Origin of the sequence: Prauserella oleivorans, from assembly GCF_042685745.1 — a bacterium.
GTDB classification, from domain to species: Bacteria; Actinomycetota; Actinomycetes; order Mycobacteriales; family Pseudonocardiaceae; genus Prauserella_A; species Prauserella_A oleivorans.
The window spans coordinates 5,573,962-5,599,884 of record NZ_JBHUNT010000001.1 but is presented as its reverse complement, the minus strand read 5'-3'; the positions used below and the strand labels follow the sequence as shown (position 1 = coordinate 5,599,884).

Annotated in this window: 30 protein-coding genes; 20 read left to right on the top strand and 10 right to left on the bottom strand. The window is 70.1% G+C overall.

Annotated elements, in window-relative coordinates; translation table 11 throughout:
* The first annotated feature begins 170 nt into the window (after positions 1 to 170).
* The 6 genes from ACFSZT_RS27455 (at position 171) to ACFSZT_RS27430 (ending at position 5,466) form a co-directional block, all read left to right on the top strand.
* Entirely contained in the window at positions 171 to 1,496 is a 1,326-nt protein-coding gene (locus ACFSZT_RS27455) for an ABC transporter substrate-binding protein (RefSeq protein ID WP_377393252.1), read from the top strand.
* Positions 1,493 to 2,437, top strand: coding sequence for a carbohydrate ABC transporter permease (locus ACFSZT_RS27450; protein WP_377393255.1), 945 nt, complete (start codon positions 1,493 to 1,495; stop codon positions 2,435 to 2,437). Before ACFSZT_RS27455 ends, ACFSZT_RS27450 begins: the two co-directional genes overlap by 4 nt.
* A complete protein-coding gene (locus tag ACFSZT_RS27445; RefSeq protein ID WP_377393258.1) occupies positions 2,437 to 3,279 on the top strand; it encodes a carbohydrate ABC transporter permease in 843 nt (280 codons plus the stop codon). Before ACFSZT_RS27450 ends, ACFSZT_RS27445 begins: the two co-directional genes overlap by 1 nt.
* 4 nt (positions 3,280 to 3,283) lie before the next feature.
* Positions 3,284 to 4,465, top strand: coding sequence for an ABC transporter ATP-binding protein (locus ACFSZT_RS27440; protein WP_377393261.1), 1,182 nt, complete (start codon positions 3,284 to 3,286; stop codon positions 4,463 to 4,465).
* 172 nt (positions 4,466 to 4,637) lie between these two features.
* Complete coding sequence (locus ACFSZT_RS27435; RefSeq protein ID WP_377393264.1) at positions 4,638 to 4,979, top strand: ArsR/SmtB family transcription factor; 342 nt, start codon at positions 4,638 to 4,640, stop codon at positions 4,977 to 4,979.
* Positions 4,972 to 5,466 (top strand): SRPBCC domain-containing protein, encoded by a 495-nt coding sequence (locus ACFSZT_RS27430; protein ID WP_377393267.1) that lies wholly within the window; start codon positions 4,972 to 4,974, stop codon positions 5,464 to 5,466. Before ACFSZT_RS27435 ends, ACFSZT_RS27430 begins: the two co-directional genes overlap by 8 nt.
* A gap of 144 nt (positions 5,467 to 5,610) precedes the next feature.
* On the opposite strand, the gene ACFSZT_RS27425 is transcribed toward ACFSZT_RS27430, so the two are convergent.
* From ACFSZT_RS27425 to corA, 3 genes are all read right to left on the bottom strand, one after another.
* Positions 5,611 to 6,456, bottom strand: coding sequence for a chromosome partitioning protein ParB (locus ACFSZT_RS27425; protein ID WP_377393270.1), 846 nt, complete (start codon positions 6,454 to 6,456; stop codon positions 5,611 to 5,613).
* Entirely contained in the window at positions 6,453 to 7,109 is a 657-nt protein-coding gene (locus ACFSZT_RS27420) for a metallophosphoesterase family protein (protein ID WP_377393273.1), read from the bottom strand. Before ACFSZT_RS27420 ends, ACFSZT_RS27425 begins: the two co-directional genes overlap by 4 nt.
* 169 nt (positions 7,110 to 7,278) lie before the next feature.
* Positions 7,279 to 8,370, bottom strand: a complete 1,092-nt coding sequence (corA, locus tag ACFSZT_RS27415) for a magnesium/cobalt transporter CorA (RefSeq protein ID WP_377393276.1) — start codon at positions 8,368 to 8,370, stop codon at positions 7,279 to 7,281.
* Positions 8,371 to 8,683: 313 nt separating this feature from the next.
* On the opposite strand from corA, the gene ACFSZT_RS27410 reads away from it, so the two are divergent.
* Genes ACFSZT_RS27410 through ACFSZT_RS27400 form a run of 3 tightly spaced genes read left to right on the top strand, consistent with a single transcriptional unit; the run spans position 8,684 to position 11,775 of the window.
* A complete protein-coding gene (locus ACFSZT_RS27410) occupies positions 8,684 to 9,013 on the top strand; it encodes a hypothetical protein (protein ID WP_377393279.1) in 330 nt (109 codons plus the stop codon).
* Positions 9,006 to 10,115 carry a DUF2332 domain-containing protein gene (locus ACFSZT_RS27405; protein WP_377393282.1) on the top strand — a complete coding sequence of 370 codons (1,110 nt, stop codon included), beginning with the start codon at positions 9,006 to 9,008 and terminating at the stop codon, positions 10,113 to 10,115. Before ACFSZT_RS27410 ends, ACFSZT_RS27405 begins: the two co-directional genes overlap by 8 nt.
* A gap of 40 nt (positions 10,116 to 10,155) precedes the next feature.
* The gene (locus tag ACFSZT_RS27400; RefSeq protein WP_377393285.1) at positions 10,156 to 11,775 is read left to right on the top strand and encodes an acyl--CoA ligase family protein; all 1,620 of its coding nucleotides are present in this window, start codon (positions 10,156 to 10,158) and stop codon (positions 11,773 to 11,775) included.
* Position 11,776: 1 nt separating this feature from the next.
* Here ACFSZT_RS27400 and ACFSZT_RS27395 read toward each other — a convergent pair whose 3' ends face one another.
* Positions 11,777 to 12,181, bottom strand: coding sequence for an NUDIX hydrolase (locus tag ACFSZT_RS27395; RefSeq protein WP_377393288.1), 405 nt, complete (start codon positions 12,179 to 12,181; stop codon positions 11,777 to 11,779).
* A 157-nt stretch (positions 12,182 to 12,338) separates the two neighbouring features.
* Between ACFSZT_RS27395 and ACFSZT_RS27390 the strand changes: the two genes are divergently transcribed.
* Genes ACFSZT_RS27390 through ACFSZT_RS27365 form a run of 6 tightly spaced genes read left to right on the top strand, consistent with a single transcriptional unit; the run spans position 12,339 to position 15,863 of the window.
* Positions 12,339 to 12,500, top strand: coding sequence for a hypothetical protein (locus ACFSZT_RS27390; RefSeq protein ID WP_377393291.1), 162 nt, complete (start codon positions 12,339 to 12,341; stop codon positions 12,498 to 12,500).
* Positions 12,501 to 12,519: 19 nt separating this feature from the next.
* Positions 12,520 to 13,080 (top strand): PH domain-containing protein, encoded by a 561-nt coding sequence (locus ACFSZT_RS27385; protein WP_377393294.1) that lies wholly within the window; start codon positions 12,520 to 12,522, stop codon positions 13,078 to 13,080.
* Positions 13,081 to 13,105: 25 nt separating this feature from the next.
* Complete coding sequence (locus ACFSZT_RS27380) at positions 13,106 to 13,975, top strand: PHP domain-containing protein (protein ID WP_377393297.1); 870 nt, start codon at positions 13,106 to 13,108, stop codon at positions 13,973 to 13,975.
* Between the two features lie 2 nt (positions 13,976 to 13,977).
* Positions 13,978 to 14,604 (top strand): MarC family protein, encoded by a 627-nt coding sequence (locus ACFSZT_RS27375; RefSeq protein WP_377393300.1) that lies wholly within the window; start codon positions 13,978 to 13,980, stop codon positions 14,602 to 14,604.
* A 28-nt stretch (positions 14,605 to 14,632) separates the two neighbouring features.
* Entirely contained in the window at positions 14,633 to 15,511 is an 879-nt protein-coding gene (locus tag ACFSZT_RS27370) for a RecB family exonuclease (RefSeq protein WP_377393303.1), read from the top strand.
* A 1-nt stretch (position 15,512) separates the two neighbouring features.
* Positions 15,513 to 15,863, top strand: a complete 351-nt coding sequence (locus tag ACFSZT_RS27365) for a hypothetical protein (RefSeq protein ID WP_377393306.1) — start codon at positions 15,513 to 15,515, stop codon at positions 15,861 to 15,863.
* 25 nt (positions 15,864 to 15,888) lie between these two features.
* On the opposite strand, the gene ACFSZT_RS27360 is transcribed toward ACFSZT_RS27365, so the two are convergent.
* From ACFSZT_RS27360 to ACFSZT_RS27350, 3 genes are read right to left on the bottom strand one after another with little or no spacing between them, the layout of a single operon-like run.
* A complete protein-coding gene (locus ACFSZT_RS27360) occupies positions 15,889 to 16,767 on the bottom strand; it encodes an alpha/beta hydrolase (protein WP_377393309.1) in 879 nt (292 codons plus the stop codon).
* Positions 16,764 to 18,113 carry an Rv3212 family protein gene (locus ACFSZT_RS27355; RefSeq protein WP_377393312.1) on the bottom strand — a complete coding sequence of 450 codons (1,350 nt, stop codon included), beginning with the start codon at positions 18,111 to 18,113 and terminating at the stop codon, positions 16,764 to 16,766. Before ACFSZT_RS27355 ends, ACFSZT_RS27360 begins: the two co-directional genes overlap by 4 nt.
* A gap of 4 nt (positions 18,114 to 18,117) precedes the next feature.
* Positions 18,118 to 19,719 carry a DEAD/DEAH box helicase gene (locus ACFSZT_RS27350; protein WP_377393565.1) on the bottom strand — a complete coding sequence of 534 codons (1,602 nt, stop codon included), beginning with the start codon at positions 19,717 to 19,719 and terminating at the stop codon, positions 18,118 to 18,120.
* Positions 19,720 to 20,076: 357 nt separating this feature from the next.
* Between ACFSZT_RS27350 and ACFSZT_RS27345 the strand changes: the two genes are divergently transcribed.
* Together ACFSZT_RS27345 and ACFSZT_RS27340 are read left to right on the top strand one after the other, a co-directional pair.
* The gene (locus tag ACFSZT_RS27345; RefSeq protein WP_377393315.1) at positions 20,077 to 20,733 is read left to right on the top strand and encodes a ferritin-like fold-containing protein; all 657 of its coding nucleotides are present in this window, start codon (positions 20,077 to 20,079) and stop codon (positions 20,731 to 20,733) included.
* A gap of 44 nt (positions 20,734 to 20,777) precedes the next feature.
* Positions 20,778 to 21,008, top strand: coding sequence for a DUF3107 domain-containing protein (locus ACFSZT_RS27340; protein ID WP_377393318.1), 231 nt, complete (start codon positions 20,778 to 20,780; stop codon positions 21,006 to 21,008).
* 101 nt (positions 21,009 to 21,109) lie between these two features.
* On the opposite strand, the gene ACFSZT_RS27335 is transcribed toward ACFSZT_RS27340, so the two are convergent.
* Together ACFSZT_RS27335 and ACFSZT_RS27330 are read right to left on the bottom strand one after the other, a co-directional pair.
* The gene (locus ACFSZT_RS27335; RefSeq protein WP_377393321.1) at positions 21,110 to 21,448 is read right to left on the bottom strand and encodes a DUF4873 domain-containing protein; all 339 of its coding nucleotides are present in this window, start codon (positions 21,446 to 21,448) and stop codon (positions 21,110 to 21,112) included.
* Positions 21,445 to 22,236, bottom strand: a complete 792-nt coding sequence (locus ACFSZT_RS27330; RefSeq protein ID WP_377393323.1) for a TetR/AcrR family transcriptional regulator — start codon at positions 22,234 to 22,236, stop codon at positions 21,445 to 21,447. Before ACFSZT_RS27330 ends, ACFSZT_RS27335 begins: the two co-directional genes overlap by 4 nt.
* A gap of 58 nt (positions 22,237 to 22,294) precedes the next feature.
* Between ACFSZT_RS27330 and ACFSZT_RS27325 the strand changes: the two genes are divergently transcribed.
* Complete coding sequence (locus ACFSZT_RS27325) at positions 22,295 to 23,197, top strand: AurF N-oxygenase family protein (RefSeq protein WP_377393326.1); 903 nt, start codon at positions 22,295 to 22,297, stop codon at positions 23,195 to 23,197.
* Positions 23,194 to 24,105 carry an alpha/beta fold hydrolase gene (locus ACFSZT_RS27320; RefSeq protein ID WP_377393329.1) on the top strand — a complete coding sequence of 304 codons (912 nt, stop codon included), beginning with the start codon at positions 23,194 to 23,196 and terminating at the stop codon, positions 24,103 to 24,105. Before ACFSZT_RS27325 ends, ACFSZT_RS27320 begins: the two co-directional genes overlap by 4 nt.
* Here ACFSZT_RS27320 and ACFSZT_RS27315 read toward each other — a convergent pair.
* The gene (locus tag ACFSZT_RS27315; RefSeq protein ID WP_377393332.1) at positions 24,047 to 24,709 is read right to left on the bottom strand and encodes a TetR/AcrR family transcriptional regulator; all 663 of its coding nucleotides are present in this window, start codon (positions 24,707 to 24,709) and stop codon (positions 24,047 to 24,049) included. The two genes, ACFSZT_RS27320 and ACFSZT_RS27315, sit on opposite strands and share 59 nt — an antisense overlap.
* Positions 24,710 to 24,849: 140 nt before the next feature.
* On the opposite strand from ACFSZT_RS27315, the gene ACFSZT_RS27310 reads away from it, so the two are divergent.
* Positions 24,850 to 25,854, top strand: coding sequence for an alpha/beta hydrolase (locus ACFSZT_RS27310; RefSeq protein ID WP_377393335.1), 1,005 nt, complete (start codon positions 24,850 to 24,852; stop codon positions 25,852 to 25,854).
* The last annotated feature ends 69 nt before the right edge of the window (positions 25,855 to 25,923 follow it).

The following is a 25,923-nucleotide window of genomic DNA, read 5'->3' as shown; positions in this document are numbered from 1 at the left end:
CGGGCTGACTACCGGATCGTTACTGTGAGTGCGTGCCGACGGTGATCGGCGGGGCCTACGTTCCTCCTCATCGGTCACCGCGCGGCGCAAGATCCGTGGTTTGGATGTTCACGCACGACGAGGTGTGCGACACGATCCCTCCTCGCGTGTGTGATGTGGAGGGAGACGTGATGGCGACATCCCGAACGCGGCCGAGGCGAGGCCGCTCGCCCGCCAGGGCGACGGCGCTGGCCGGCGCGTTCATCATCGGAGCCGGACTGCTCACGGCGTGTGGTTCCGAGGGCGGCAGACAGATCAACGTCTATTACGCCCCCGAGGACAACTTCCAGACGGTCGTCGACAACTGCAACCGGCAGGCGGGCGGCCGCTACGAGATCGTCTACCACAAGCTGCCGCGGGACGCCGACGGGCAGCGCGAGCAGATGGTGCGCAGGCTCGCCGCGGGTGACGAGTCGATGGACGTCCTCGGTCTCGACGTGACGTGGGTGCCGGAGTTCGCCGAGGCGGGCTGGGTCGAGGAGTGGACCGGCGCCAACAAGGCCGAGGCCGAGCGCGACGTTCTGCCGGGGCCGCTGGAGACCGCCCGGTGGCAGGGCAAGCTGTGGGCGGCGCCGAAGAACACCAACGTCCAGCTCCTCTGGTACGACGACCGCATCACGCCGAATCCCCCGCGCACCTGGGACGAGATGATGCAGATGTCCCGGCAGCTCAAGGCGCAGGGCAAGCCGTACCAGATCCTCTTCACGGGTGCTCAGTACGAGGGCCTCGTGGTCGTCTACAACTCGATCGTCGAGTCCGCGGGCGGGCGCATCCTGTCCGAGGACGGCCAGCGCGTCGTCATCAATGACGGCGCGGTGCGCGCGCTGGAGATCCTCAAGGAGGTCAGCTCGTCCGGGCTCACCGACCCGTCCCTGACCAACCAGCAGGAGGACGAGGTCCGGCTCGCCATGCAGCAGGGCCGCGGCGCGTTCCAGCTCAACTGGCCGTTCGTGTACGCCTCCTACGCCGAGGAGAAGCCCGAGGACGTCCGGCACTTCAAGTGGGCGCCGTACCCGGGTGTCGGGTCCAATCAGGAGGGCCGCACCACCATCGGTGGCTACGACCTCGCCGTGAGCGCCTCCTCGCAACACAAGCCCGAGGCGTTCGAGGCGGCCCTGTGCCTGCGCAGCAAGGAGAGCCAGAAGTTCTCGGCACTGAAGGACGGCGTGCCGCCCAGCATCGAGTCGGTCTACAACGACACCACCCCGCTCGACCCCTCGAAACCCGCCGACCCGGAGAACAACCCGAGCATGGCGACCGAGTACCCGATGCGGATGGCGATCCAGGACGCGTTGAAGAACGCCGCTGTGCGCCCGTTGACGCCGGCGTACCAGAACCTGTCCACGGTGATGTCGAAGGTGCTCTCGCCACCATCCGACATCGACCCGCAAGGCACGGCGGAGCAGCTGCGTGAGCAGTTGACCGACGCGCTCGACTCGAAGGGCGTGATCCCATGAGCCAGGCGGTCACCGAGGCGCCCAAGACCACGGCGCCTCCCAAGGGCAAGCCGGCCCTGAGCGAGGGCAAGAAGGCGGAGCGGCGGCTCGGTCTGCTGCTGTGCGCGCCGGCCGCGATCGTGATGATCGCCGTCACCGGCTATCCGATCGCCTACTCGATCTGGTTGTCGCTGCAGCGCTACGATCTGCGCTTCCCCGGCGACCGGGAGTTCGTCGGCTTCGACAACTACGTCGCCGTGCTCACCAACTCCTACTGGCGGACCGCGTTCGGCACGACGATGTTCCTCACCGTCGTGTCGGTGGCGATCGAACTGGTGCTCGGCATGGCGCTGGCGCTCATCATGCACCGGACGCTCGTCGGCCGAGGCCTCGTCCGCACGGTCACGCTGGTGCCGTACGGCATCGTGACGGTCGTGGCCGCGTTCTCGTGGTTCTACGCGTGGACGCCCGAGACCGGCTACCTCGCCAACGCGCTGGCCGGGGACGGTGCGCCGCTGACCGAGCAATGGCCGTCGCTGTGGATCATCATCCTGGCCGAGGTGTGGAAGACGACGCCGTTCATGGCGCTGCTGCTCATGGCCGGGCTCGCGCTCGTGCCGGACGACCTGCTGAAGGCGGCGTCGATGGACGGCGCCAACGCGTGGCAGCGGTTCACGAAGGTGATGATCCCGGTGATGAAGCCGGCGATCCTCGTGGCGCTGTTGTTCCGCACGCTCGACGCGTTCCGCATCTTCGACAACATCTTCGTGCTCACCAGCGGTGCGAACGACACCTCGTCGGTGTCGATGCAGACCTACAACAACCTGATCAAGGGGTTGAACCTGGGCATCGGCTCGACGATGGCCGTGCTGATCTTCATCACTGTGGCGATCATCGCGGTGATCTTCGTCAAGGTGTTCGGTACCGCGGCGCCGGGCAGTGACCAGGGAGGTAACCGCTGATGGCTGTCGGAGGTGCGGTCACGACCGGCCGCAAAGCCAGGTGGGCGCTGATCGACATCGTCGTCGTGGTGTACGCGCTCGTTCCCGTGCTGTGGATCGTGTCGCTGTCGTTCAAGTCCAAGGACACGCTGGCCGACGGCAACTTCATCCCTCGTGAGTGGACGTTCCAGAACTACCGGGACATCTTCGCCACCAACGAGTTCATCCGTCCGCTCATCAACTCGATCGGGATATCCATCATCGCCACGCTCATCGCGGTGGTGCTCGGGATGATGGCGGCCTACGCCATCGCCCGGCTGGACTTCCCCGGCAAGAAGCTCCTCGTCGGGGTGTCGCTGCTGATCGCGATGTTCCCGCAGATCTCGCTCGTGACACCGCTGTTCAACATCGAGCGTGAGCTGGGCCTGTTCGACACGTGGCCGGGGCTGATCCTGCCCTACATCACGTTCGCGCTGCCGCTGGCGATCTACACGCTCTCGGCGTTCTTCCGTGAGATCCCGTGGGAACTGGAGAAGGCGGCGAAGATGGACGGGGCGACGCCGGGGCAGGCGTTCTGGCGGGTGATCGCGCCGCTGGCCGCGCCGGGTGTGTTCACCACGGCGATCCTGGTGTTCATCTTCTGCTGGAACGACTTCCTGTTCGCCATCTCGCTGACGTCCACCGAGGCGTCCCGCACGGTGCCCGCGGCGTTGTCGTTCTTCACCGGGACCTCGCAGTTCGAGGACCCGACCGGGACGATCTCCGCGGCTGCCGTGGTCATCACCATTCCGATCATTCTGTTCGTGTTGTTCTTCCAGCGCCGCATCGTCGCGGGGCTGACGTCCGGTGCGGTGAAGGGGTAAGGCAATGGCTGAGATCGTGCTCGACAAGGTGTCCAAGCGCTACCCCGACGGTGCGCTGGCCGTGTCGGAGATGAACATCGAGATCGCGGACGGCGAGTTCGTCATCCTGGTCGGACCGTCCGGCTGCGGGAAGTCCACCGCGCTGAACATGATCGCGGGCCTGGAGGACATCACCTCCGGGGAGCTGCGCATCGACGGTCAGCGCGCCAACGAGAAGGCGCCGAAGGACCGCGACATCGCGATGGTGTTCCAGTCCTACGCGCTGTACCCGCACATGAGCGTACGGGAGAACATGGCCTTCCCGCTCCGGCTGGCCAAGGTGGACGACGCCACCGTGAAGTCCAAGGTGGAGGAAGCCGCCGAAATCCTGGACCTCACCCAGCATCTGGACCGCAAGCCGTCGAACCTCTCCGGCGGGCAGCGGCAGCGGGTCGCCATGGGGCGCGCGATCGTGCGCAACCCCAAGGCGTTCCTCATGGACGAGCCTCTGTCCAACTTGGACGCCAAGCTGCGCGGCCAGATGCGGACGTCGGTGTCGAAGCTGCAGCGCCAGCTCGGGACCACCACCGTCTACGTCACGCACGACCAGACGGAAGCCATGACGCTCGGCGACCGGGTCGTCGTGCTGCGTGCCGGGGTGGTCCAGCAGATCGGCTCGCCGCAGTTCCTGTACGAGCATCCGGCGAACCTGTTCGTCGCCGGGTTCATCGGGTCGCCGTCGATGAACTTCGTGCCGGCGACGCTCGAGGACGGGATGCTGAAGAGCCCGCTCGGCTCGGTCACGCTCACCGACCGGGTGCGCAGGCTGGCCGAGGCGGCGAACGCGCCGCGAGAGGTCGTCGCGGGCATCCGGCCGGAGCACTTCGAGGACGCGGCGCTGCTCGAGGCGCACCACAAGGAGTCCGGCTCGACGTTCATCGCGACGGTGGACGTGCTGGAGTCAATGGGCGCCGAGAAGTACGCGTACTTCACGGTGGAGGAGCAGCTGGCGACCACGGCCGAACTCGAGGAGCTCGCCGCCGACGCGGGTGCCACCGACGTCCCCGGCACCGGCTCGACCATCGTGACCAGGCTGTCCGCCGCCTCCGAGGTGCGCGAAGGTCAGCCGCTCGAAGTGTGGTTCGACCCCGACCGGATCCAGTTGTTCGATCCGAAGTCGGGCACGAACTTCACCTACGAGGGCTGACGCCGTAGCCCCAGGGCGCTCCGGTCACCGAGTGGCCGGAGCGCCCTGTTGCGTGTGGGGACGGTGGCCGCGGTCGTGGTCCCGCGACCGCGGGCACGCGGGTTCGCCCCTCGGTCGCGGGCGGCGACGCTGCCTGTTGACATGTGACCATTTGGTCACATAAATTTGCCGCATGGACGACGACCTCGTGTTCAAGGCGCTGGCGGACCCGACCCGCCGCCGGCTCCTGGACGCACTCTTCGAGCGGGACGGCCGCTCGCTCGGAGAGCTGGAGAAGGTCGTCAACCAGCGCACCGAGATGTCCAGGTACGGGGTGGCCAAGCACCTGCGCCTTCTCGCCGACGCGAACCTCGTGATCGTCCGCAAGTCGGGCCGTGAACGACTGCACTACCTCAACGCGGTCCCCATCCGGTTGATCCACGACCGGTGGATCGACAAGTACACCGAGCCGCACATCCGTGCGCTCACGGATCTCAAGGCCCTCTCCGAACGTGAAGGACACGACAATGACTGACGCAGGCAGCACCACGCAGATCCACTCCATCTACATCGATGCCCCCGCCGAGAAGGTGTGGGAGGCGCTCACCAGCTCCGAGTACACGAACAAGTACGGCTACGGCGGAGACCTCACCCTCGAGCCCAAGCCGGGCGGGAAGATGATCCACCACACCACGCCCGCGATGAAGCAGATGGGGATGGGTGACGTCGCCCTGACGTCCACCGTCGTCGAGATCGACCCGCCGAACCGGCTCGTCCTGGACTTCCAGGCCGCCTGGCACCTGGACGAGCCCCCGCAGCGGCTCACCTACGAGCTCGTCCAGGGGCCGTCGGGCCTCACGCGCGTGACCCTCACGCACGACGTCACGCATGCGCCGAAGACGGCGAGCGACGTGGCCGGCAACGGCGACGTCGAGCAGGGCGGCGGCGGCTGGCCATGGGTGCTCGCGAGCCTGAAGACGCTCCTGGAGACCGGTCGTGCCATGACCACTGCCGGCAGCTGAAACCGGATCGCCCGGTTCGGCCCGGTGCGGACGTGGTCGCCGCGGTGACCACGCCCGCACCGGGTGCCCTGGTCGCCGCAGGTGTTCCGTCCACGATGGACCACGCGTCGATTGTCCGCCTTGGACCTCGGCGACCGGCCCGAGTCACTTCCGTCTGGCGCGCAAGGTCTCGATGACGTCGTCGTCCCACCGGTGCGTCCGAATGAGCCGGTACCGCTCGCCCGCCACCCACAGGTAGGCCTCGGCCTCGGTGCGGTCGCCGACGAGATCGGCCTGCCGCAGCATCTGCACCACGGGCTGGTACTCGCTCTCGTACCAGCGAGCGGCGACCGTCGCGCGGTCGAGGAACGTGCCTTCGTCCTGCATCAGCCGGAAGCCCCACGCCTCGATGTGCTCGCCCAGCTCCGCGTAGTCCCACGGATCCGTGACGATCACCGCCGCGCGGGCCTCTCCGGTCAGCGGCACCCGCTCGAGGAACAACCGCCGGTAGTCCTTGACGATGAGGTCGCCGCGGTAGCGGATTCCGGCCGGGTTGAGCTTGGTGCGGACCTCGATGACGTAGGCCTCGATGGTCTCCAGCCCGAGCGCGTGCGCGACGGACACGCGGTGGTGGCCGTCGATGACGAAGTGCAGCTCACCCACCCGGTACACCTCGATGGGCGGGATCGCCTCGCCACGCCTGCTGGCGACCGCGAGCCGCTCCCAGCGCTGCCGGACGCGTCCGGACGTCGGCCGGAACCGGCGGTCGAAGTCGGTGCCGCGGTTGACGCTGCCGACGATCGAGTCCAGCCGGATCACGCGCAGGCCGATCCTGCGCTCGCTCTCCCAGCCGAGCGCGTCGACCACCTCGTCGAAGGGCAGCGTGATGTTGACGTCGTCGGGTTCGCGGCGTAGCCAGTTGGCCAGCCGGGACAGCACCTGCCTGCGCCGGGCCCGGAGGAAGTCGTGCTCGGCGTCGGCGCGCGGGAAGCCGGTGTCCCTGCTGCTCACCGTGCCTCCGCGGGTTCCTCGGTGTCGAGCTCCAGCAGGTGCGAGCCGACGACATTGCGGACCAGCGTCCCGTCGAGGTGCCGGTCGCGCACGTGCTCGCCGTACGGGTGGATGTGGCCGTGCAGCAGCCACCGCGGCCGCAGCCGGTCGGCGACCTGGTGGAGGCAGTCGAAACCCTGGTGGGCCCGGTCGTCGAGGTCGCCGACGCCCCGGGGCGGTGCGTGCGTGAGCAGGATGTCCACGGGCTTGCCGCGCGCCCTCCGGACGAGCCGCCGGGCGCGGCGCGCCTGCTCCCGCTGGGTCCACTGGTTCGGACCGCCGTTGTACCGCACGGAACCGCCGAGCCCGGCGATGCGCAGGCCCGCGACCTCGGCGACCCGGCCGTCCACGTTGACACCGCCGGTCGGGCCCGGCCACTGGGCCGGGAACCCCGCCCGCAGGAACAGTCCGCGGGAGCGGGTGAAGCCGGTCAGGTCGGGGTCGTGGTTGCCGGGCACGAACACCAGCGGCACGTCGAGCGCGTCGGCGAGGTGTTCGAGGTACTCGAACGGCAGGTCACCGGCGGCCAGCACGAGGTCGACGGACAGTCCGTGGACGCGTTCCGTCCACAGCGATTCGTCCACCTCGTCGGAGACCACCAGCGCGCGGGGCATGGCTCCAGGGTAGGCCGTCAGCGCACGCTGAGCGCGTAGTCGGGATTCTTCGCGATGACGGCGACGACCACGACCAGCCAGGTCAGGGCGACGGCGAGCGCCCAGAACTTGAGGTTGGTGAGCATCCGGATCATGACGTACTCCCATGCCGCGTCGAAGATTTCGAAAGTTACAGCCAGCGGTTCTTTCGGAATATTCGATAGAGCAACAGGCAGACGCCGAGAATGACGCCGAGTACCAACGGATAGCCGTACTTGAAATTGAGTTCCGGCATGTACTTGAAGTTCATGCCGTAAATTCCCGCGATCGCGGTCGGCACCGCGATGATCGCCGCCCACGCGGTGATCTTGCGCATGTCGGAGTTCAGCTGCAGCGTGATCTTTCCGAGCGTGGCGTCGACGAGCGTGGTGAGCAGTTCGTCGAAGGCCTGCACGCGCTCGGCCACGGTGGTGACGTGGTCGTGCACGTTGCGGAAGTACGAACGGACCTCGTCGGGCACGAGCCGCGTGTAGCCCTCCGCGAGCCTGCGCAGCGGGGTCGCCAGTGGGGCCACCGCCCGCCGCAGCTCGAGCACCTCGCGCTTCATCAGGTAGATCTGCTCGGACGTGATCCGCGTCCGCGGGGCGAAGACCTCGGACTCCATCTCGTCGATGTCGTCCTCGATCTTGTCGGTGACGTCGAGGAAGTGGTCCACCACGTGGTCGGCGATGGCGTGCAGCACGCCGGCGGGTCCGGTCAGCACCCGCTCCGGGTCGGCGTCCAGCTCACGGCGCAGGGTCGCGAGCCCGGTGTGGTTGCCGTGCCGGACGGTGATGATGAAGTCCTTGCCCAGAAACGCCATGAGCTCGCCGGACTCGACGATCTCGTTGGCCGTGGTGGGGGATTCGTGCTCGACGTAGCGCACGGTGCGGAACACCATGAACAGCGTGTCGTCGTAGCGCTCGAGCTTGGGCCGCTGGTGGGCGTGCACGGCGTCCTCGACGGCGAGCTCGTGCAGGCCGAAGGTGTCCGCGATGCCCTGGATCTGAGCCTCGTTGGGCTCGTGCAGTCCGATCCAGACGAAACCCTTGCCGCGGTCGCGGACCTCCTGGATGGCCTCGGCGTGCGTCCAGGTGCCCGGCTGCCGTTCGCCGTCGATGTAGACGCCGCAGTCGACGACGGACGCCGACAACGGCCGGTGCTGCGGCACCGCGTGGGGTGCGCGGCCGTTCCGGACGTTGCCGCGGGCGCGCAGGCCACCAAGGGAAGGAATCGCAGGCATGGCATCTCCAGGCTGGACGTCGTTGGTCATGACGACGGGCCGGGCGGACGGAACGAATCCGCCACGGCACTGCCAGCGTCCCGCGCCGGAGCCGCTTACCGGAGAACGCAGAAGCCGGCTCGGACGAGGGGAACGCTGGCTGAACTAGGGAGCGGACTATCGCCACTACTCATCGGCGTTCCTCACCTCCTCGGGCCGGCATGGTGGTCTTGCTCGCGTTGACGCACTGCGCGCCAATGGTCAAGGGTACTCCCCAGGTTCGGCGAACGTCACCGCAGGGCGGTGTGACGTCAATCTGCGAGGAGGCACCCACGTGCGGTTCGGGCGGTACTTCGAGGAATTCGACGTGGGCGCGGTCTGCGAAGACCGGCCGGGCACGACGGTCACCGAGTACGACGAGCATCTCTTCCGCGTGCTCACCATGAACCACCACGGCGACACCATCTACGGTGAGAGCGAGGTGCCGGCCAAGACGCCGTCGAAGTCCGAGGACGATCGCGGCGCCGGGTACGTGGGGAGCCGCGGGTACAAGCAGGGCGGCACAATCGTCTGTACGTTCCGCAGGAAGGTCATGGTGCCGAAGGTGTCCTACGGCGAAAACCGTGGCGGCGAGCAACCAGGGCGTCCGGTTCCGCATGAGTGAGCTCGACGTCGTCAAGCGCCGCCTCCGCCGGTTCGCCGAGCAGGAGGCGGCGGGAATCTCACCGCTGTACTCCCACCTCGCGGCGCACGCAGCCGAGGACGACGACATCGCGGGCCTGTTGCTCGCGGCGCCCGCGGTGCAGGATGCGCACCCGACGCTGCTGCTGGCCGCCGCGCACCGGCTGGTGCAGGCCGACCCGATCCATCCGCTGTCGCGGTACTACCCCTCGCTCGGCGGATTCGACGGTGTGGACGGCGAGACGTGGCCGTTGTTCCGGGCGTTCCTGCTGGAACGCGCCGACCGGGTCCGGGAGATCGTGAGCACGCGCTTCACCCAGACCAACGAGGTCCGGCGCGCCGCCACGCTGTACCCGGCGGTGGCGATGGCCGCCAAGCAGGCCCGCGGCAAGGTCGGCCTGCTCGAGGTCGGCTGCAGTGCGGGCCTGCTGCTCGGCATGGGGTCCTACGGCTACCAGTACCAGTGCCCCGGTGGCGAGCAGCTCGTCGCCGGGCCGAAGAAGACGGCCGTGGGACTGCACTGCGCGGTCGAACTCGCCGAAGGTGCGGCGCTGCCCACGGTGCCGAAGAAACTGACGGTCGGCGCCAAGGTGGGGCTCGACCGGCACCCCGTCGACAGCGCCGATGAGGACGAGCTGGCCTGGCTCGAGGCGTGCGTGTGGGCGGACCAGCCCGAGCGCATCCGGCTGCTGCGGACGGCCGCGGCCGCCCAGCGCAAGGACCCGCCCGAGCTGGTCGCCGGCGACGCCGTCGACGACCTGGCGACCGCCGCCGCCCGGGTGCCGGGGGAGCTGCCGCTCGTGGTGTTCACGAGCCACCTGCTCGTCTACCTCACCGCCGAGCGGCGTGCGGAGTTCGTCGCCGCGCTGGCGGAGCTGGCGGCACGGCGTCCACTGTGGTGGGTCGCGTCCGAGTCCTACGACGCCGCGCTGGCGCACGTGCTGCCGGGCCGGGACGACCTGGCGTTCGCGCGCACGGGCCAGTCCGTGATCGGCACGACGACGTGGGAGGACGGGCAGCCGAGGGCGCGGGCGCTCGCGCTCGCGGCTCCGCACGGCCAGCGCATGACGTGGCTGGCCGGTTAGGCGGTTGTCACCTCCTCGCCGGGTGGCGAGGATTGACGGCATGGTCGCCGACGAAGACACCTGGTACACCCCGCTGACCCCGCTGGCGTTCCTCGAACGCTCGGCGGAGGTGTTCCCCGACAAGACCGCGATCGTCTACCGCGACCGCAGGATCAGCTACCGGGAGTTCGCCGCCGAGGTGACCCGCGTGGCCGATGCCCTGCGGGCCGGCGGGGTACGGCCGGGCGATCGGGTGGCCTACCTGCTGCCGAACATCCCGGAGATGCTCGTCGCGCATTTCGCCGTGCCGCTCGCCGGCGCCGTGCTGGTCGCGATCAACACGCGGCTGGCGCCCGCCGAGGTCGGCTACATCCTCGACCATTCCGGGGCGAAGGTGCTCGTCGTCGACAGCGCGCTGCACGGATCGCTGCCCGAGCGGCCGCCGGTGAGCGAGATCGTCACGGTGACCGACCCGGCGTCCGGCGCCGAGCCGGACCCGGCCGTCGGCGGCATCTCCTACGCCGACCTGCTCGCCCGGGGCAGCGCCGAGCCCGCCGAGCCGCTCTCGTGGACCGTCTCCGACGAGCGCGACACGATCTCGATCAACTACACGTCCGGCACCACGGGCAGGCCCAAGGGCGTCATGTACCACCACCGCGGCGCCTACCTGAACTCGCTGGCCGAGCTCGTGCATTCCCGGCACACCACCGAGTCGCGGTACCTGTGGACGTTGCCGATGTTCCACTGCAACGGCTGGTGCACGACGTGGGCCATCACCGCGATCGGCGGCACGCACGTCTGCCTGCGGGCCGTCGACGCGGCGGAGATCTGGCGGCTGCTCGACACCGAGGGCATCACGCACCTCAACGGCGCGCCGACCGTGCTCAACACCATCGCCGGGTACGAGGGCGCGCACCCGCTGGAGCGGGAGGTGGTGGTGACCACGGCGGGCGCCCCGCCGAGCCCGACGGTCATCAAGCGCATGGCCGCCCTCGGCGCGCGGCTGGTGCACGTCTACGGCCTGACCGAGACCTACGGCCCCTACACCGTGTGCGAGTGGCAGGACGGCTGGGCGAGGCTCGACGTCGAGGCCCGCAGCAAGCTGCTCGCGCGGCAGGGCGTCGGCATGGTCGTCACCGACGGCGTGCGTGTGGTGGACGAGAACATGGCCGACGTGCCCCGGGACGGCGTGACGATGGGCGAGGTCGTGATGCGCGGCAACAACGTCATGTCGGGCTACTTCCGCGATCCCGAGGCCACCGCGAAGGCGTTCCGCGGCGGCTGGTTCCACTCCGGCGACCTCGGCGTCCGGCATCCCGACGGCTATATCGAGCTGCGCGACCGCGCCAAGGACATCATCGTGTCCGGCGGCGAGAACATCTCCACGATCGAGGTCGAGGCCGCGCTCGACTCGCATCCGGCGGTCGCCGAGGTCGCCGTGGTCGGTGTCCCGCACGAGAAGTGGGGCGAGCGGCCGAAGGCCTACGTCGTGCTGCGGCCGGGGGAGCGGGCCACCGCCGAGGAGTTGCGGGAGCACGCACGCGGGCAGATCGCGCGCTACAAGGTGCCCGACGTGGTGGAGTTCGTCGACGCGCTGCCCAAGACGTCCACCGGCAAGATCCAGAAGTTCCAGCTCAGGGAACGCGACTGGGCGGGTCACGCGTCCCGCGTGCGGGGCTAGGTCACTCCACGTTGTGGGGCAGGACACCCCAGTCACGCAGCGTGTCCACAAGTCCGTCGGTGAGCGCGTTCGCGTGGTTGAGCCGAGCGAACTCGGCCGCGTCGACCCAGCGGGCATCGGCGGCGTCGTCGCCGGCGAGGAGCCGCCCGCCACGGACCGTGCAGGCGTAGTCGTAGATCACGTACGGGCCCCGGACCACGCTGCCGACCAGCGCTCCCGGCTCCACGACCAGGCCCGTCTCCTCGGCGACCTCGCGCGTCACGGCGGCCTCGTCCGTCTCGCCCGGCTCGACGCGCCCGCCGGGCAGCGACCAGCGTCCGCGACCGGGCTCGTGCGCACGCTGGATGAGCAGCAGGCGGCCCGCGTCGTCGTGCAGAATGCCGCCTACGCAGCGAACTTGGCTCATCCAGACCACCTCGTTGTCACGCTGTGTAGCCGCAGGGTGCCGATAGCCCAGCGCACTGCCCCAAGCGCAGGACTTTCCTCCCGTAACGCAGCGCAGTGCGGTACAAACTTAGTGGCTTAGCCACCAGGTCTGCACTCGAGAGACGGGATTGATCGCCGTGAACGCGAAAAAGCTTGCGACTTTCGCTGGTATCGCGTTGGTTCTGTTCTTCGTGATCGCCCAGCCAGGGCAAGCCGCGGGCCTAGTCGACAACATCATCGGCTTCCTGCGCGACGCGGCCGAAGCGGTCATCACGTTCGTCAGCACCGTGTTCAGCTGATCAGCGCTACGCTGTCGGTATGTTCGCGCCGCGCGACCCAGACGAGTACCTGCTCGACACCGAGCGGAGGGTCATCCGGATCAGGCGGCACTGGGCCTGCCTGGCCTGGGACATGTTCGAGGCCGTCGCGCTGCTCGCGATCTGCGTGATGGTGTCCTACGTCCTCCCGCCGTCGATGTGGGTGGTCCAGAACATCCTCTGGTACGTCGCACTGCTCGTCGTCCTGCGATTCGCCTACCAGGTCATCGAATGGTGGGTGGAACGGCTGGTGGTCACGGACAAACGGTTCATCATGACGACCGGGGTCTGGACCACCAAAGTGCTGATGATGCCGATCACGAAGGTCACCGACCTCACCTACGAGCGCTCGTTCTGGGGCCGGATGCTCGGCTACGGCACGATGGTCGTGGAGTCGGCCGGTCAGATCCAGGCGCTGAACCGGATCGAGTACCTGCCGCGGCCGGAGGAGTTCTACGACACCATCTCGGAGCTGGTGTTCGGCGACAAGCAGAAGCAGGCCGAGCGGTTCTCGATGATCAAGGCACAGCGCGCGGCACGCGGCAAGCGGATGGTCGGCTGAGGCTCGTCGGACGCGCCGCTGGACAATGGCACGCGTGCGCATCGACCTGCATACCCATTCCAGCGTCTCGGATGGCACGGACAGTCCGGCGGAACTCGTCGCCGCGGCGGTGCGGGCCGGTCTCGGCGCGGTCGCGCTGACCGACCACGACACCACCGCAGGCTGGCAACAGGCGATCCGGGCGTTGCCGCCGGGGATGCGGCTCGTGCCCGGCGCCGAGCTCTCGTGCGAATCCGTGGACGCCTACGGCAGGCGGGTCAGCGTTCACCTCCTGGCGTACCTGTTCGACCCGACGGCCCCGGCGATCGTCGCGGAGCAGCAACGGCTCCGCCGCGAACGGCGAACCCGGCTGCGCACGATGGCGACCAGGATGGCCGCCGACGGCCTGCCCATCGACGCCGACGAGATTCTCGGCCTGCTGGACCCCGACGCCCCGGCGGGCAGGCCGCACCTGGCGCAGGCGCTCGTGCGGGCGGGCCTGGTCGAGACCGTCGACGAGGCGTTCGCCGGCTACCTCGGCAGCGGGCGCGGCTATTACGTGCCGCGGCGCGACACGCCCGTCGAGGAGGCCATCGACATGATCGGCAAGGCGGGCGGGGTGACGGTGCTCGCGCACCCTTTCGCCACCTCCCGCGGGCCGACGGTGACCCCCGAGGTCATCGCCGACCTCGCCGGGCGCGGGCTGACCGGCGTCGAGGTGGACCACCCCAACCACGATGAGCAGGCTCGCGCCGAACTGCGCGACCTCGCCAAGGAACTCGGGCTCGTGCGTACCGGCTCCAGTGACTACCACGGCACCAACAAGACGATCGGACTCGGCGAGGAGACCACCGACCCCGAGGAGTTCGAGGCGCTCGTCGCACAGGCCACGGGCACGCCCGTCGAGGTGGGCTAGCCGTGGCGGTCGGCGGCTGGTTCGACGCGACCCTGTTCTTCGAGGCGGCGATCACGCTGCTCGTCATCATGGACCCGCCCGGCACGGTGCCCGTGTTCCTGAGCCTCGTCGGGCGCAAGCCGCCGGTGGCGCGGGCCAAGGCGGCCCGCCAGGCGGTGCTGGTGTCGTTCCTGGTGATCTCGCTCTTCGCGGTGGCGGGGCAGGCGATCCTGGCCTACCTCGGCATCGGCATCCCCGCTCTGCAGGGCGCGGGCGGTCTGCTGTTGCTGCTGATCGCCCTCGATCTGCTGACCGGGCGTGGCGGCACCGAGCCGGAGGCCGCCGAGGACGTCAACGTCGCTCTGGTGCCGCTGGGCACACCGCTGCTGGCCGGACCGGGCGCGATCGCTGCGACCATCGTGTTCGTGCGGCAGGCCGACGGCAGGCTCGGCGCCTACCTCGCCCTGGCGCTCGCGATCGTGGTGGTACACGTGATCCTCTGGGCTTGCCTGCGGTACTCGGGTGTGCTGATCCGGGTCGTGCGCGAGAGCGGTATCACGCTGCTGGCCAAGATCGCCGGTCTGCTGCTTGCCGCGATCGCGGTGCAGCTCGTGGCGGACGCGGTACGCGGGTTCGCCGCGGGTGGGTGACGGCCTAGGTTCGGATTCGGAGGTGCACATGGGCCAGCTGGGCTTCGACTTCGGCGTGCAGCCGCGGCGGCTGATGAAGGTGACGCCCGCGCGGCTGGCGACCTTCGACGACTGCCCGCGCCGCTACCGGCTCACCTACCTCGACCGGCCGACGCCGCAGCGCACCGGCCCGTGGGCGCACAGCACGCTCGGCGCCGTGATCCACAACGCCCTGCGTGCGCTGTTCGAGCTGCCCGCCGGCTCACGCACCCCGGCCAGGGCGGCCGCGCTCGTCGGTGAGCAGTGGAGCGACTCCGGGTTCGCCGACGCCGCGCAGGCCGCCGGCTACCGCACGCTCGCCAAGGCATGGGTGGCCGACTACGTGGAGCACCACGACGTCACGGGTGAGCCACTCGGCCTCGAACGCTGGGTGTCCGCGCCGGCGAGTGGCAGCGACGGGCCGTCGACGATGATCGTCGAGGGCCGCGCCGACCGGATCGACGAACGCGACGGCGAGCTCGTGATCGTCGACTACAAGACCGGCAAGCGCGCTCCCGACGAGGACGAGGCCCGCGGGTCGCAGGCGCTCGCGCTGTACGCGGTCGCGGCGGCGCGGACCCTGCGCAAGCCGTGTCACCGAGTGGAGCTGCACCACCTGCCGAGCGGCACGGTCGCGGCCGCCGAGCACACGGCGGAGAGCCTGCGCAGGCAGGTCGCGCGGGCCGAGGAGAGCGCCAACGACGTGCGCGCGGCAACGGATACCCTTGCAGCGGGCGGTGATCCGGACGCCCTGTTCCCCGCGCGCACCGGCCGACGCTGTGCGTGGTGCGACTTCCGGCCGAGCTGCCCCGAGGGGCAGCGGGCGGCACCGGCCGCCCGGTCCTGGGAACTACTGGCACCGCTGAGCCGAGAGACACACGTGGAGTGAGATGCCCGCACCGCGCACGTCGGACGTCGAGACGGTGGAGCTTGCCGTGAACGTGCCGTCACCCGAGCAGCCGCGCCGTACCGGGCGGATCTGGCGGGGGCTCACCGGGTCGCTGGCGGCCGGGCTGGTCGTGCTGGCGATCGTGGTGGCCGTGGCTCAGCTCGTCGGCTGGACGACCGGGGCGGATGGACCCGGCATGGTGGCGCTGATCGGGCACCTCGCGGGTGCGGCCGTCGCCGTCGCAGCGCAGGCCCTCGTGATCGACCGGAGAAGGGGAGCGCCGGCCGGCGTCGCCGCGGCCGGGATCCTCGCGGTGGCCGCGGCGACGCTGTGGCTGTTCTGGTGGGCGTGACGGCCGCTGTCGTGGGCGCGCCCGCTCAGCCGAGCCAGGACCGCCATTCCGTCAGCAGGATGTCCAGCAGGCCCCGGGGGTTCTCGGTGTTGGGCGAGTGGGCGGCATGCTCCACGACGGCGAAGGGAGCATCGAGCCGCCGGGCCATGTCCTTCTGCTGATCGACGGTCCACGCGTCGTCGCGCTCACCGGCCACGACGAGCGCGGGGGCCTTCCGGGCGGCGAGCGCGGCGGCCAGTTCCTCCACGCGGTCCGGCTCCGTGCGCAGCGCATGAGCCATGCCGAGCAGGCCGGCGGCGGTCGAGGCCACGAACCGCGCACGCAGGAACGCCCTCAGCTCCTCCGCCAGTGCCACCCAGCCGGGCGTGCGGGCGCTGATCTCCTCGCGCAGCGCGTAGGCTGCCTCGACCCCGCGGCTGCGCAGCAACGGCTCACCGACGTCGAGCGCGCTCAACCGGAACCCGGGCGGCAGCTTCTCCGGGCCGCTGTCCAGCAGGGTCAGCCCGGCGATCGGGGCGCCAGCAAGCACCGCGCCGCGCGCGACCAGGCCACCGTAGGAGTGGCCGAGCAGGAGTACGGGACGGCCGTCCCCGGCGAGTGTGGCGACCAGATCCGCGACGACCTCGCCGAGCGGGCCGGGCAGGTACGCCGTTTCGTCGGCGGGCCCCGGTGACTCGTACTGGCCCGGCAGGTCGACGGCCACCGGATGGAAACCGGCGGCCGCGATGTCGTCCAGCAGCGGCGCGAAGTCCTCCTTGGAGCCCGTGTATCCGGGCACGAGCAGCACCGTGGCGCGCGGCTCGGCGGGTTCGGGACCGGACAGCGCAGCGATCGGACCGTACTTGCCGGGCAGTTCGACCCGGCGCGCGCCATGTGGCGAGAGTTGAGAGAAAGCCGCGGTCATCGCAGCGCCACCACAGTGCCTCCACGTTGTTCGAGCAACACGGGTCCCGCGGCCGCGAGCTCCACGTCGCCTCGGTGACCGCTCCGGTCGACGCCGACGGTGCGGATGGTCTCGCCGGTCGACTCGTTCAGCACGGCCAGCCCGCCCTCGATCGGGACCACGTAGCGGCTCGCGTACGACGTGCCGGGGCCCAGCGTGCCCCGGACCGTCCACTGCGGGGTGAGGTCTTTCCTCGACAACGCCATTGTGCTCGAACCGGTGAACCAGTAGACGTGCTCGGTGCCGGTTGCCGTCGGCATCACACCGTCCTCGGGCTCGCGGGCGAGGTCGGCGGCGGGCACGTCGAGGGGGAACCGCTCGCGCTCCTGCCCCTCGGGGTCGTAGAGCGCGAGCTGACCGCTCTGCGGCAGCACGACGGCGATGCCCGCACCCGACATGGCCACCAGCTTCGCCGTGCGTTCCGGCAGCATCTGCGAGAACACCTGCTCCGGTTCGTCGGCCTCCTCGCCCGCGGCCTTGAGCACGGTGAGCCGGGCGCCGGTCTCGTTCGGGCACCGCTCGATGACGCCGACCCGGCCCGACGCCACCGCGACCGTGCCGTAGGTGCAGTTCGGCCGCGGCTGCCGTTCGGGGTTGACCGTGGCGTAGACGCGGCCGAACTCGAGGCTCTTGACGAGGTCGTTGCGCCACGTGTTGAGCAGCCGGTCGCCGGTGGTGGTCACGTGGCCGCCGTCGCCGACGAGCCGGGTGCCGAGCTCGGCGTCGCCGTTGCGCTGGCCGGTGCGGGCGCCGGTCGCCGGATCGAGCTGGGTGACCTCGCTGCAGCCGGTGTCCTTGCGGTACACGGCCAGCGCCGTGTCCCACTCGGCCTCGACCGTGCACAGCGGCAGGTCGCGGGCGTAGCGCCAGCGGACCTCGCCGGTGCGCGGGTCGCGGCCGGTGACCTCACCACCGGAGCCGGTGACGACCGTCGACTCCTCGGCGACCGGTTCGGGCGTGGCGGGGCTCTCGGCCCGCCACGTCTCGGTCAGGGTCGCCGGCACGTCCGCGGGTTCGCCTGGCAGTGGCGGAGGGCCGTCCGCGGTCTCCTGGATCGTCGCGCGGCTGTCGGAGCCCGCCCACACCAGCAGAGCCCCGGCGACGGCGACCACCGCGAGCAGCGCGGCGATCACCCGGTCGCGGCGGCGGTTCCACGGTGAGCGGCGCGCCCGGGCGGGCGCGGCCGCGCGCGTGTCCTCCTCCGGTGCCGGCTCCGCGTCGCTCAACACGTCCTCGGTGCCCACGGGCGGTGCGGCGCCCTCGCGATCACCGGTGTCCTGGTCGCGGTGCCGTCCGGAGGAAGTCACGTGCTCAGTCTGCCCTCGCGGACGTTTCGGCCGTGTTGGACACCCCGGAGCGACGCCTGCGCCGCCGCCGGGCGGGCCGCTCGGCGGCCTCCGCGGCGGGGGAGTCGTGCTTCTCCGAGGGTGCGGTGGCCGCGTGGCCCTCGCTCGCGGGCTTCGAGCCGCCACGGGTGCGGCGGCGGGAGCGCGAGCGCGTGCCTTCGCCGGACGCGGACTGCTCGCCCTGGTCGGCCTCGCCCGTCGTCTCACTCTTGACGTCGCGGCCACCGCGCGTGCGCTGCCGGGACCGGCTGCGCGAACGCCGGGGCGACTCCGTCGACCGGGTGTTGCGCCGCTTGCCGCCCAGGTCCTCCTCCGGCTCGGCCGACAGGCCGGCGCGCGTGCGCTTGGCCAGCGGAAGCCGTCCGGTCGCGTTCTCCGGAACGCCGAGGTCGGTGAACAGGTGCTTCGACGTCGAGTAGGTCTCCACCGGCTCGGGCTTGTCGAGGCCGAGTGCGTCGGAGATCAGCTTCCAGCGCGGGATCTCGTCCCAGTCCACCAGTGTGATGGCGACACCCGTCTTGCCTGCGCGGCCCGTGCGGCCGATGCGGTGGACGTAGGTCTTCTCGTCCTCGGGCGTCTGGTAGTTGATGACGTGGGTAACGTCGTCGACGTCGATGCCGCGCGCGGCGACGTCGGTGGCCACCAGCACGTCCACCTTGCCCGAGCGGAACGCGCGCAGCGCCTGCTCCCGCGCGCCCTGGCCGAGGTCACCGTGGACGGCGGCCGCGGCGAACCCGCGCTCGGCGAGGTCGTCGGCCACCTTCTGCGCGGTGCGCTTGGTGCGGGTGAAGATCATCGTCAGGCCGCGGTCCTTCGCCTGCAGCACCTTGGCGATGAGCTCCGGCTTGTCCAGGGAGTGGGCCCGGTAGACGAACTGTGTGGTGCGCTCGTGCACGGCGCCCGCGTCGTTCTCCTCGGCCCGGATGTGCGTCGGCTGGTGCAGGAACGTCCTGGCCAGGTTGATGATCGGGCCGGGCATCGTGGCCGAGAACAGCATGGTCTGCCGCTCGTCGGGCACCATCTGCAGGATGCGCTCGATGTCGGGCAGGAAGCCCAGGTCGAGCATCTCGTCCGCTTCGTCGAGCACCAGCATGCGGACCTTGCCGAGCACCAGGTGCCGCTGTTCGGCCAGGTCGAGCAGCCGGCCCGGCGTGCCCACGATCACGTCGACGCCCTTGCGCAGCGACGCGACCTGCGGCTCGTAGGGGCGGCCGCCGTAGATGGCCTCGATGCGGATGCCGAGGTTCTTCGCGGCGTCGGTCAGGTCGGCGCTCACCTGCAGGCACAGTTCCCGGGTCGGCACGACGACCAGGGCCTGCGGGGTGCCGTCGCCGGGCAGGTCCAGCCGCTGCAGCAGCGGCACACCGAACCCGAGCGTCTTGCCCATGCCGGTGCGGGCCTGGCCGATGACGTCGTCGCCCTTGAGTGCGAGCGGGAGGGTCAGGGCCTGGATCGCGAAGGTCCGTTCGATGCCCACCGACTGCAGCGCCGAGACGATCTCGGGCCGCACGCCGAACTCGGCAAAAGTGGGAGTCTCGGGCTCGCTACGGGTTTCGGTGGGCTCCAGTTCGTTGGGATTGGTGGTGGGGTTGACGTTCTGGTCGATTTCCGATCGCCTCTCTCATACCGGCGCGCAAGCCAGGCATTCCGCGGTACTCGACCACGCGGATCCCTTCGTTTCGCGGCGTGACCAGGCGAAACGCGTCCTGCGTGGGAACACCCCCGAGGCGTGCACGCACATTGCTTCTCACCCACGTGGTATTCACCGACGTGCGGCGGCACACGAGCAAGTGAAAATTCACTATCAGTCCAAAGTCTACCTTGTCCAGCTCCGAGTTCGGTGACCGCGGTCGCAACCGGATACGTGTCGTTGCTCTCTCCGGCGGGTCCCGGGCCCGGAAACGGCTCAACTACGGTGAAGCGCGTGAGTGAGGCGAAGGCAGAGATCAGCCCGGGTGTCGTCGACCTGATGGGGGTGCTCGCCTACAGCGAGTTGTCGGCGTTCGACCGGCTGGCCGAGGACGCGCGGTCCGCGCCGACGCTCGCCGGCCGCGCTGCGCTGGCGTCGATGGCGGCTGCCGAGATCGGGCACTACGAGATGCTGGCGCGACAACTGGCGGCACACGGCGTCGCCGTCGAGGAGGCGATGAACCCCTTCCGGCGGCACATCGACGCCTTCCAGCAGTCGACCGCGCCGAGGACCTGGCTGGAGTCGCTGGTCAAGGCCTACGTCGTCGACAACCTGGCCGCGGATCTGTACCGAGAGCTGTCCCAGGTGCTCGACGAGGACACCCGGCAGCTGGTGCTCACCGTCCTCGCGGACACCGGGCACTCCGCGTTCGCCGAGCGCGAAGTCGCGGCGGCCATCGAGGCCGACGCCAAGCAGCGCGACCGGCTCGCCCTGTGGGCACGCCGCCTGCTCGGTGAGGCGTTGACGCAGGCCCAGTACATCGTGGCCGAGCGCGACGGCCTCGCCGAGCTCATCGTCACGGGCTCGGGTGACCTGTCCGGGATCGCGGCGTTGTTCCGCCGGCTGCAGCAGGCTCACTCCAAGCGGATGCAGGTGCTCGGTCTCGGTTAGCCTTGACTCGAAACGCACCGGCATTTACCAGGCGGAGGTTGCACGTGGAGGTCAAGATCGGCATCAAGGACACCCCGCGGGAGCTCGTGGTGTCCAGCGGCCAGACGGCCGACGAGGTCGAGAAGCTGGTCGCCGACGCGCTGAGTGCCGACGACGGCCTGTGCCGCCTGACCGACGACAAGGGCCGCAAGTACCTGATCCCGTCCGACCGGATCGCGTATGTCGAGATCGCGCCGTCGGACGTGCGCAGGGTCGGTTTCGCCGTCGGCTCCTGACGACACACCCCAGCTCACGACAACGGGCACCCGGCTCGATCTGCCGGGTGCCCGTTTCGTCCTGTGCTGGTGCGGGTGCCGGTGCGGGTGCCGGTGCCGGTTCAGCCCGGCAGCTCCTCGAGTTCCTCGAGTGACGTGGGCACCGCGAACGGCGGCGTGCTCGTGCCCATGATGCGGTAGCGGTCCCACGGGTCCGGGTCGGAGATCTCGCCGGCCGCCGTGCCGTGCGGGGTGCGGATCTCGACCTTGCGCTTGCGACCGCCCGCGAGCCCGGAGAGCCGCTCGCTCTGCCGGATGCGGCCGTACCAGTGGTAGTAGCCGTCGATCGGCTGGAAGTGGCCGCGCAGCTCCACCTCGACCTCGAGCTCCGTGTCGTCCACCACCAGGGTGGCGGCGCCGGTGTAGCCGTCCTCGTCGTGTTCGTGCTCGTGCTCGCTCACCGTGCTCCTCCAGCCTCGTTGCCAGTGCGTGCTGTCCGGTCGCTGCTCCGGGAGAGCTGGACGACCTTGTTCACCTCGAGCGGCTTGTTCGGATCGATCGTCAGGCCGTGTTGCCTGGCCAGTCCGTCGATGGCCGCCCAGATGATCTGCGTGAGGTACTCCACGACGCTGTCGCGGCTCATGGTCCGCTTGTTCAGCCACCATTCGCCCGTGTTCTGCACCATGCCGACCACCCCGTGTGCCCACGGCTCGGCGGCGCCGGAGTCCAGGTTGAACATGCGCAGGTAGTCGCCGAGCAGGGCCGTCAGTGCCGTGGCGATGAGTTCCTTGTCCTCGGCGACGACGTCGGCGTCCACGGGCTTGTCGGCGAAGCGCCTGCGCGCGAGCAGCCGGTACAGGTTCGGGTGTTGTTCGATGACCGTGAAGAACGCGTCGAGCGCCATCCGGATCCGCGGCACCGGGGCCAGTTCGGCGTTGATGGCCGGCAGCAGCCGCTGGAACAGCAGGTCCGTGCCGCGCTCCCCGAGCGCCAGATACAGGTCGGCCTTGTCCCCGAAGTGCCGGTACAGCACGGGCTTGGTGACGCCCGCGGCCGCGGCGACGTCCTCCATGCCCAGGTCGGGACCGTGTTCCTCGAGCGCGGCGAGCGCGGCGTCGACGAACTCGGCGCGCCGGGCGATGCGGTGCTTGCGCCACCGGTCGCGGCGGGCGTCGCCGGAGCCGGGCGTCGTGCCCTGATCGACGGGCGCCGGACTGTTGCGCTTGACACGGTCGGACATGGACTTCATGCTACCAGAAGTAACTGTTACCGGAAGTTACATCCAGTCGGGAAGGATGGTGGCCGCGATGACGCGGACCCTGGACGACGCAGGACGCGAGAAGACAGCCGACCGGCTGCTGAAGTCATCGGCCAACAAGTTCTACGACCCCGAGGTCGACATCGACTGGGACGCGCCACTGGTCGAGGGCAAGCGCTACATCCCCGAACACCGGTCCAGCCTCTACGGCACCGAGCTGTGGGAGAAGCTGACGCCGCAGCAGCGCATCGAGCTCGGTAAGCACGAGATCGCCAGCGTCGCGACCAACGGCCTCTGGTTCGAGGTCATCCTCATGCAGCTGCTGCTCAAGGAGGTCTACGACGCCGACCCGACCACCCGGCACGCCCAGTACGCGCTGACCGAGATCGCCGACGAGTGCCGGCACTCCACGATGTTCGCGCGCATGGCCGAGCGCATCGGCTGCCCCGCGTACGGGCCGGTGAAGTGGCGGCACAAGCTGTCCAAGATCCTGCCCGTCATCGGCTACGGCCCCGCGTTGTACGGCTCCATCCTGGTCGCCGAGGAGATCCTCGACCGGCTCCAGCGCGAGCAGATGAACGACCCCGAGATCCAGCCGCTGGTGCGCATGGTCAACCGGATTCACGTGCTGGAGGAGGCGCGGCACGTCACCTTCGCGCGCGAGGAGGTCATGCGGCGGGTCAAGACGCTGTCGAAGGCCGAGTGGATCTACCAGCGCTGGCTCATCGCCTACGTCTCGTGGCACATCACGCGCAGCCTCATCAACCCGCACGTCTACAAGGCCGTCGGTATCCGCCCGCGCGACGGCTACCAGGCCGCGCTGAACAACCCGAACTGGCAGGAGACCATCCGGTACTCCGGCGAGCGGATCATGCCGTTCCTGGAGGAGGCCGGTCTGGTCGGCGCGCCGGGCATGCACCTGTGGCGCAGCTCGTTCCTGCTGCCGCGATGAGCGAGCCGTTCGTCACCACCGACGGAACGCGCCTGCACACCGAGCTCACCGGCCCGGCCGACGCCGAGGTCACGCTTGTGCTGGTGCACGGGTGGACCCAGGACCTGCGGACCTGGGACCGCGTGGTGCGCGAGCTGCCGCCGTCGGTGCGGATCCTGCGCTACGACCTGCGCGGGCACGGCTCCTCCTCGCCCGCGCCGCCCGGCACCGCGACCATCGACCAGCTCGCCGACGACCTGGCCGAGCTCCTCGCCGGCCGGGTGCCGGACGGCCGGATCGTGCTCGCCGGGCACTCGCTGGGCGGCATGACGATCATGGCACTGGCCGACCGGCATCCGGATCTCGTGGCCGAGCGGGTCGCCGGAGTGGCGTTCGTGGCCACCTCCTGCGGCAACATGGACCGGATCACGCTCGGCCTGCCGGGTGCGCTGGGCAGGGCGGCCACGCGCGTGGAACGCCGGCTGGCGAAGCTGCTGCTCGAGTACCGCAAGGACGCGCTGCCGGTCGGCCCCGCGGCGGCGAAGGCCGGTGCGCGGTGGCTCGTGTTCGGCAGGAAGCCCCGGCGCGCCGACGTCGCGTCGGTGGCCGACCAGCTGCTGCGGGCACATCCGCGCAGCCTCGGCGGGTTCCAGAACGCCATCAACCTGCACGACCGCCGGACCGCGCTCGCGGCGCTGCGCACGACGCGGGCCGTGGTGCTCGCCGGTGAGGCCGACCGGCTGACCCCGCTCCCGCACGCGGAGGCCATCGCCGAGGAACTGCCCGGTGCGCGGCTCGTGCTCTACCCGGGTGCGGGGCACATGCTGGCTCAGGAACGGCACCGCGAGGTCGCCGCGGTGCTCGCCGAGCTCACGGGTGCTGCAGCGGGAAGCCCGCGCCGATCCCGCGCCACGCCAGCGTCGAGGTGAGGGCCACGGCGTCGTCCCGGCTGATCGAGCTGTTCTGGTTGAGCCAGTAGCGTGCGCTGACCTGGCTCATCCCGACCAGGCCGACGGCCAGCAGCCGGGCCTTCTCCTCGACCAGGCCCACGTCGGACATGATCGTCTCGGCGATCGCGTCGACGGTCGCCGACGTGGCGCGGTCCACGGCCTCCTGGACGGCGGGCTCACCACGCAGGTCCGACTCGAAGACCATGCGGAACGCACCGGCGTCGCCGTTGACGAAGTCGAAGAACGCGCCGACGGCGTTCTTCACCCGCTGCTTGTTGTCGGTGGTGGAGGCGAGGGCCGCCCGCACCGCCGTCACCAGGTGGTCGACGTGGCTTTCCAGCAGCGCGATGTAGAGGTCGAGTTTGCCGGGGAAGTGCTGGTAGAGCACCGGCTTGCTGACCCCGGCACGTTCGGCGATGTCGTCCATCGCCGCGGCGTGGTAGCCGTTCGCGGCGAACACCTGCTGCGCCGCGGCCAGCAGTTGTGCGCGTCGCTCGGTGCGGGGCAGCCGAACTCCCCGGCCGTACTGTGCCGATCCGGTGCTCGCGCTCGCGTCGGTCTGCGGTCGCGCCGTCTCAGTCATCCCGCCTCCACTGTCGTGCGGGGCACCCGCACCCGGTCGGTCCGCATAGTCATGCGGCCCTCCAGAACTTCATCCCGTCGAACATTACTCGCCGGTACGCGCCGGACGCCAAGACCGGTGCCATGAGGCATCCTGGAGTCGTGTCCGAAACACTGCCCGGCCGCCTCGCCGCACCCGCCGGCAGGCGGGCGCCACTGACGCACGTTCCCCTGTCGACCGCGCCGTTGCCGCCGTTCGACCCCACGCTCACGCCGTGGGAGGGCAGCACCGAAAGGGTAGGGGACCTGCGGCTGCACGTCCGGCGCACGCCCGGTGCGGAGGACGCCCGCGTGGTCTACGTGCACGGACTCGGCGGCTCCTCCACCAACTGGACCGACCTGGCCGCCCAACTCGCGCCGCACGCCGAGGGCGTGGCACTCGATCTGCCCGGATTCGGCTTCTCCGAACCGCTGGACGGCTTCCCGTTCAGCCTGACCGCCCACTCGGACGTCGTCGCCTCCTTCATCGAGGGGGACGCGCCCGGCCCGGTGCACGTCGTGGGCAACTCGATGGGTGGCGCCGTCGCGCTCCTACTCGCCGCGCGGCGCCCGGACCTCGTGCGCACACTCACGCTGATCTCGCCCGCGATGCCGGACCGGCGGCTCGATCCGCGCAGGCTCTCCGACCCGCGGCTCGCCTTGGCCTACCTGCCGGTGATCGGCAAGCGGGCGCGCAGGCAGCTCGCCGCGCTGACCCCGCACGAGCGGGCCCAGCAGGTGATCCGGCTGTGCTTCGCCGACCCGGACTCCTTCCCCGAGCACCGGCTGGCCGAGCTCGCCGAGGAGCACGGCGCGAGGGCGGAGTTCGCCTGGGCCAACCTGGCGATGGCGCGCAGCACGTTAGAGATCTTCCGCACGTGGTTCAGCCGGGGCGCCAACTCGCTCTGGCGCGTGGCGCCGACGGTGCAGGCACCGACGCTTGTCGTATGGGGCACCCACGACAAGGTGATCTCCGTGCGCAGGGCGCAGCGCACCGCGAAGCTCATCCCGAACGCGCGGTTGCTGGTGCTCCCGAGGACCGGGCACGTCGCTCAGATGGAGCGTCCGGTGACCGTGGCGCGGGCCGTGCTGGGGATGTGGGAACACGTCGAATCGGGCCGGTGGTGAGGAGAGGCCCGGACCACTGCGCGGCCGGTGCCGCCCTGTGACATCGCGGGCGTGTGGCACCCTTGGCCC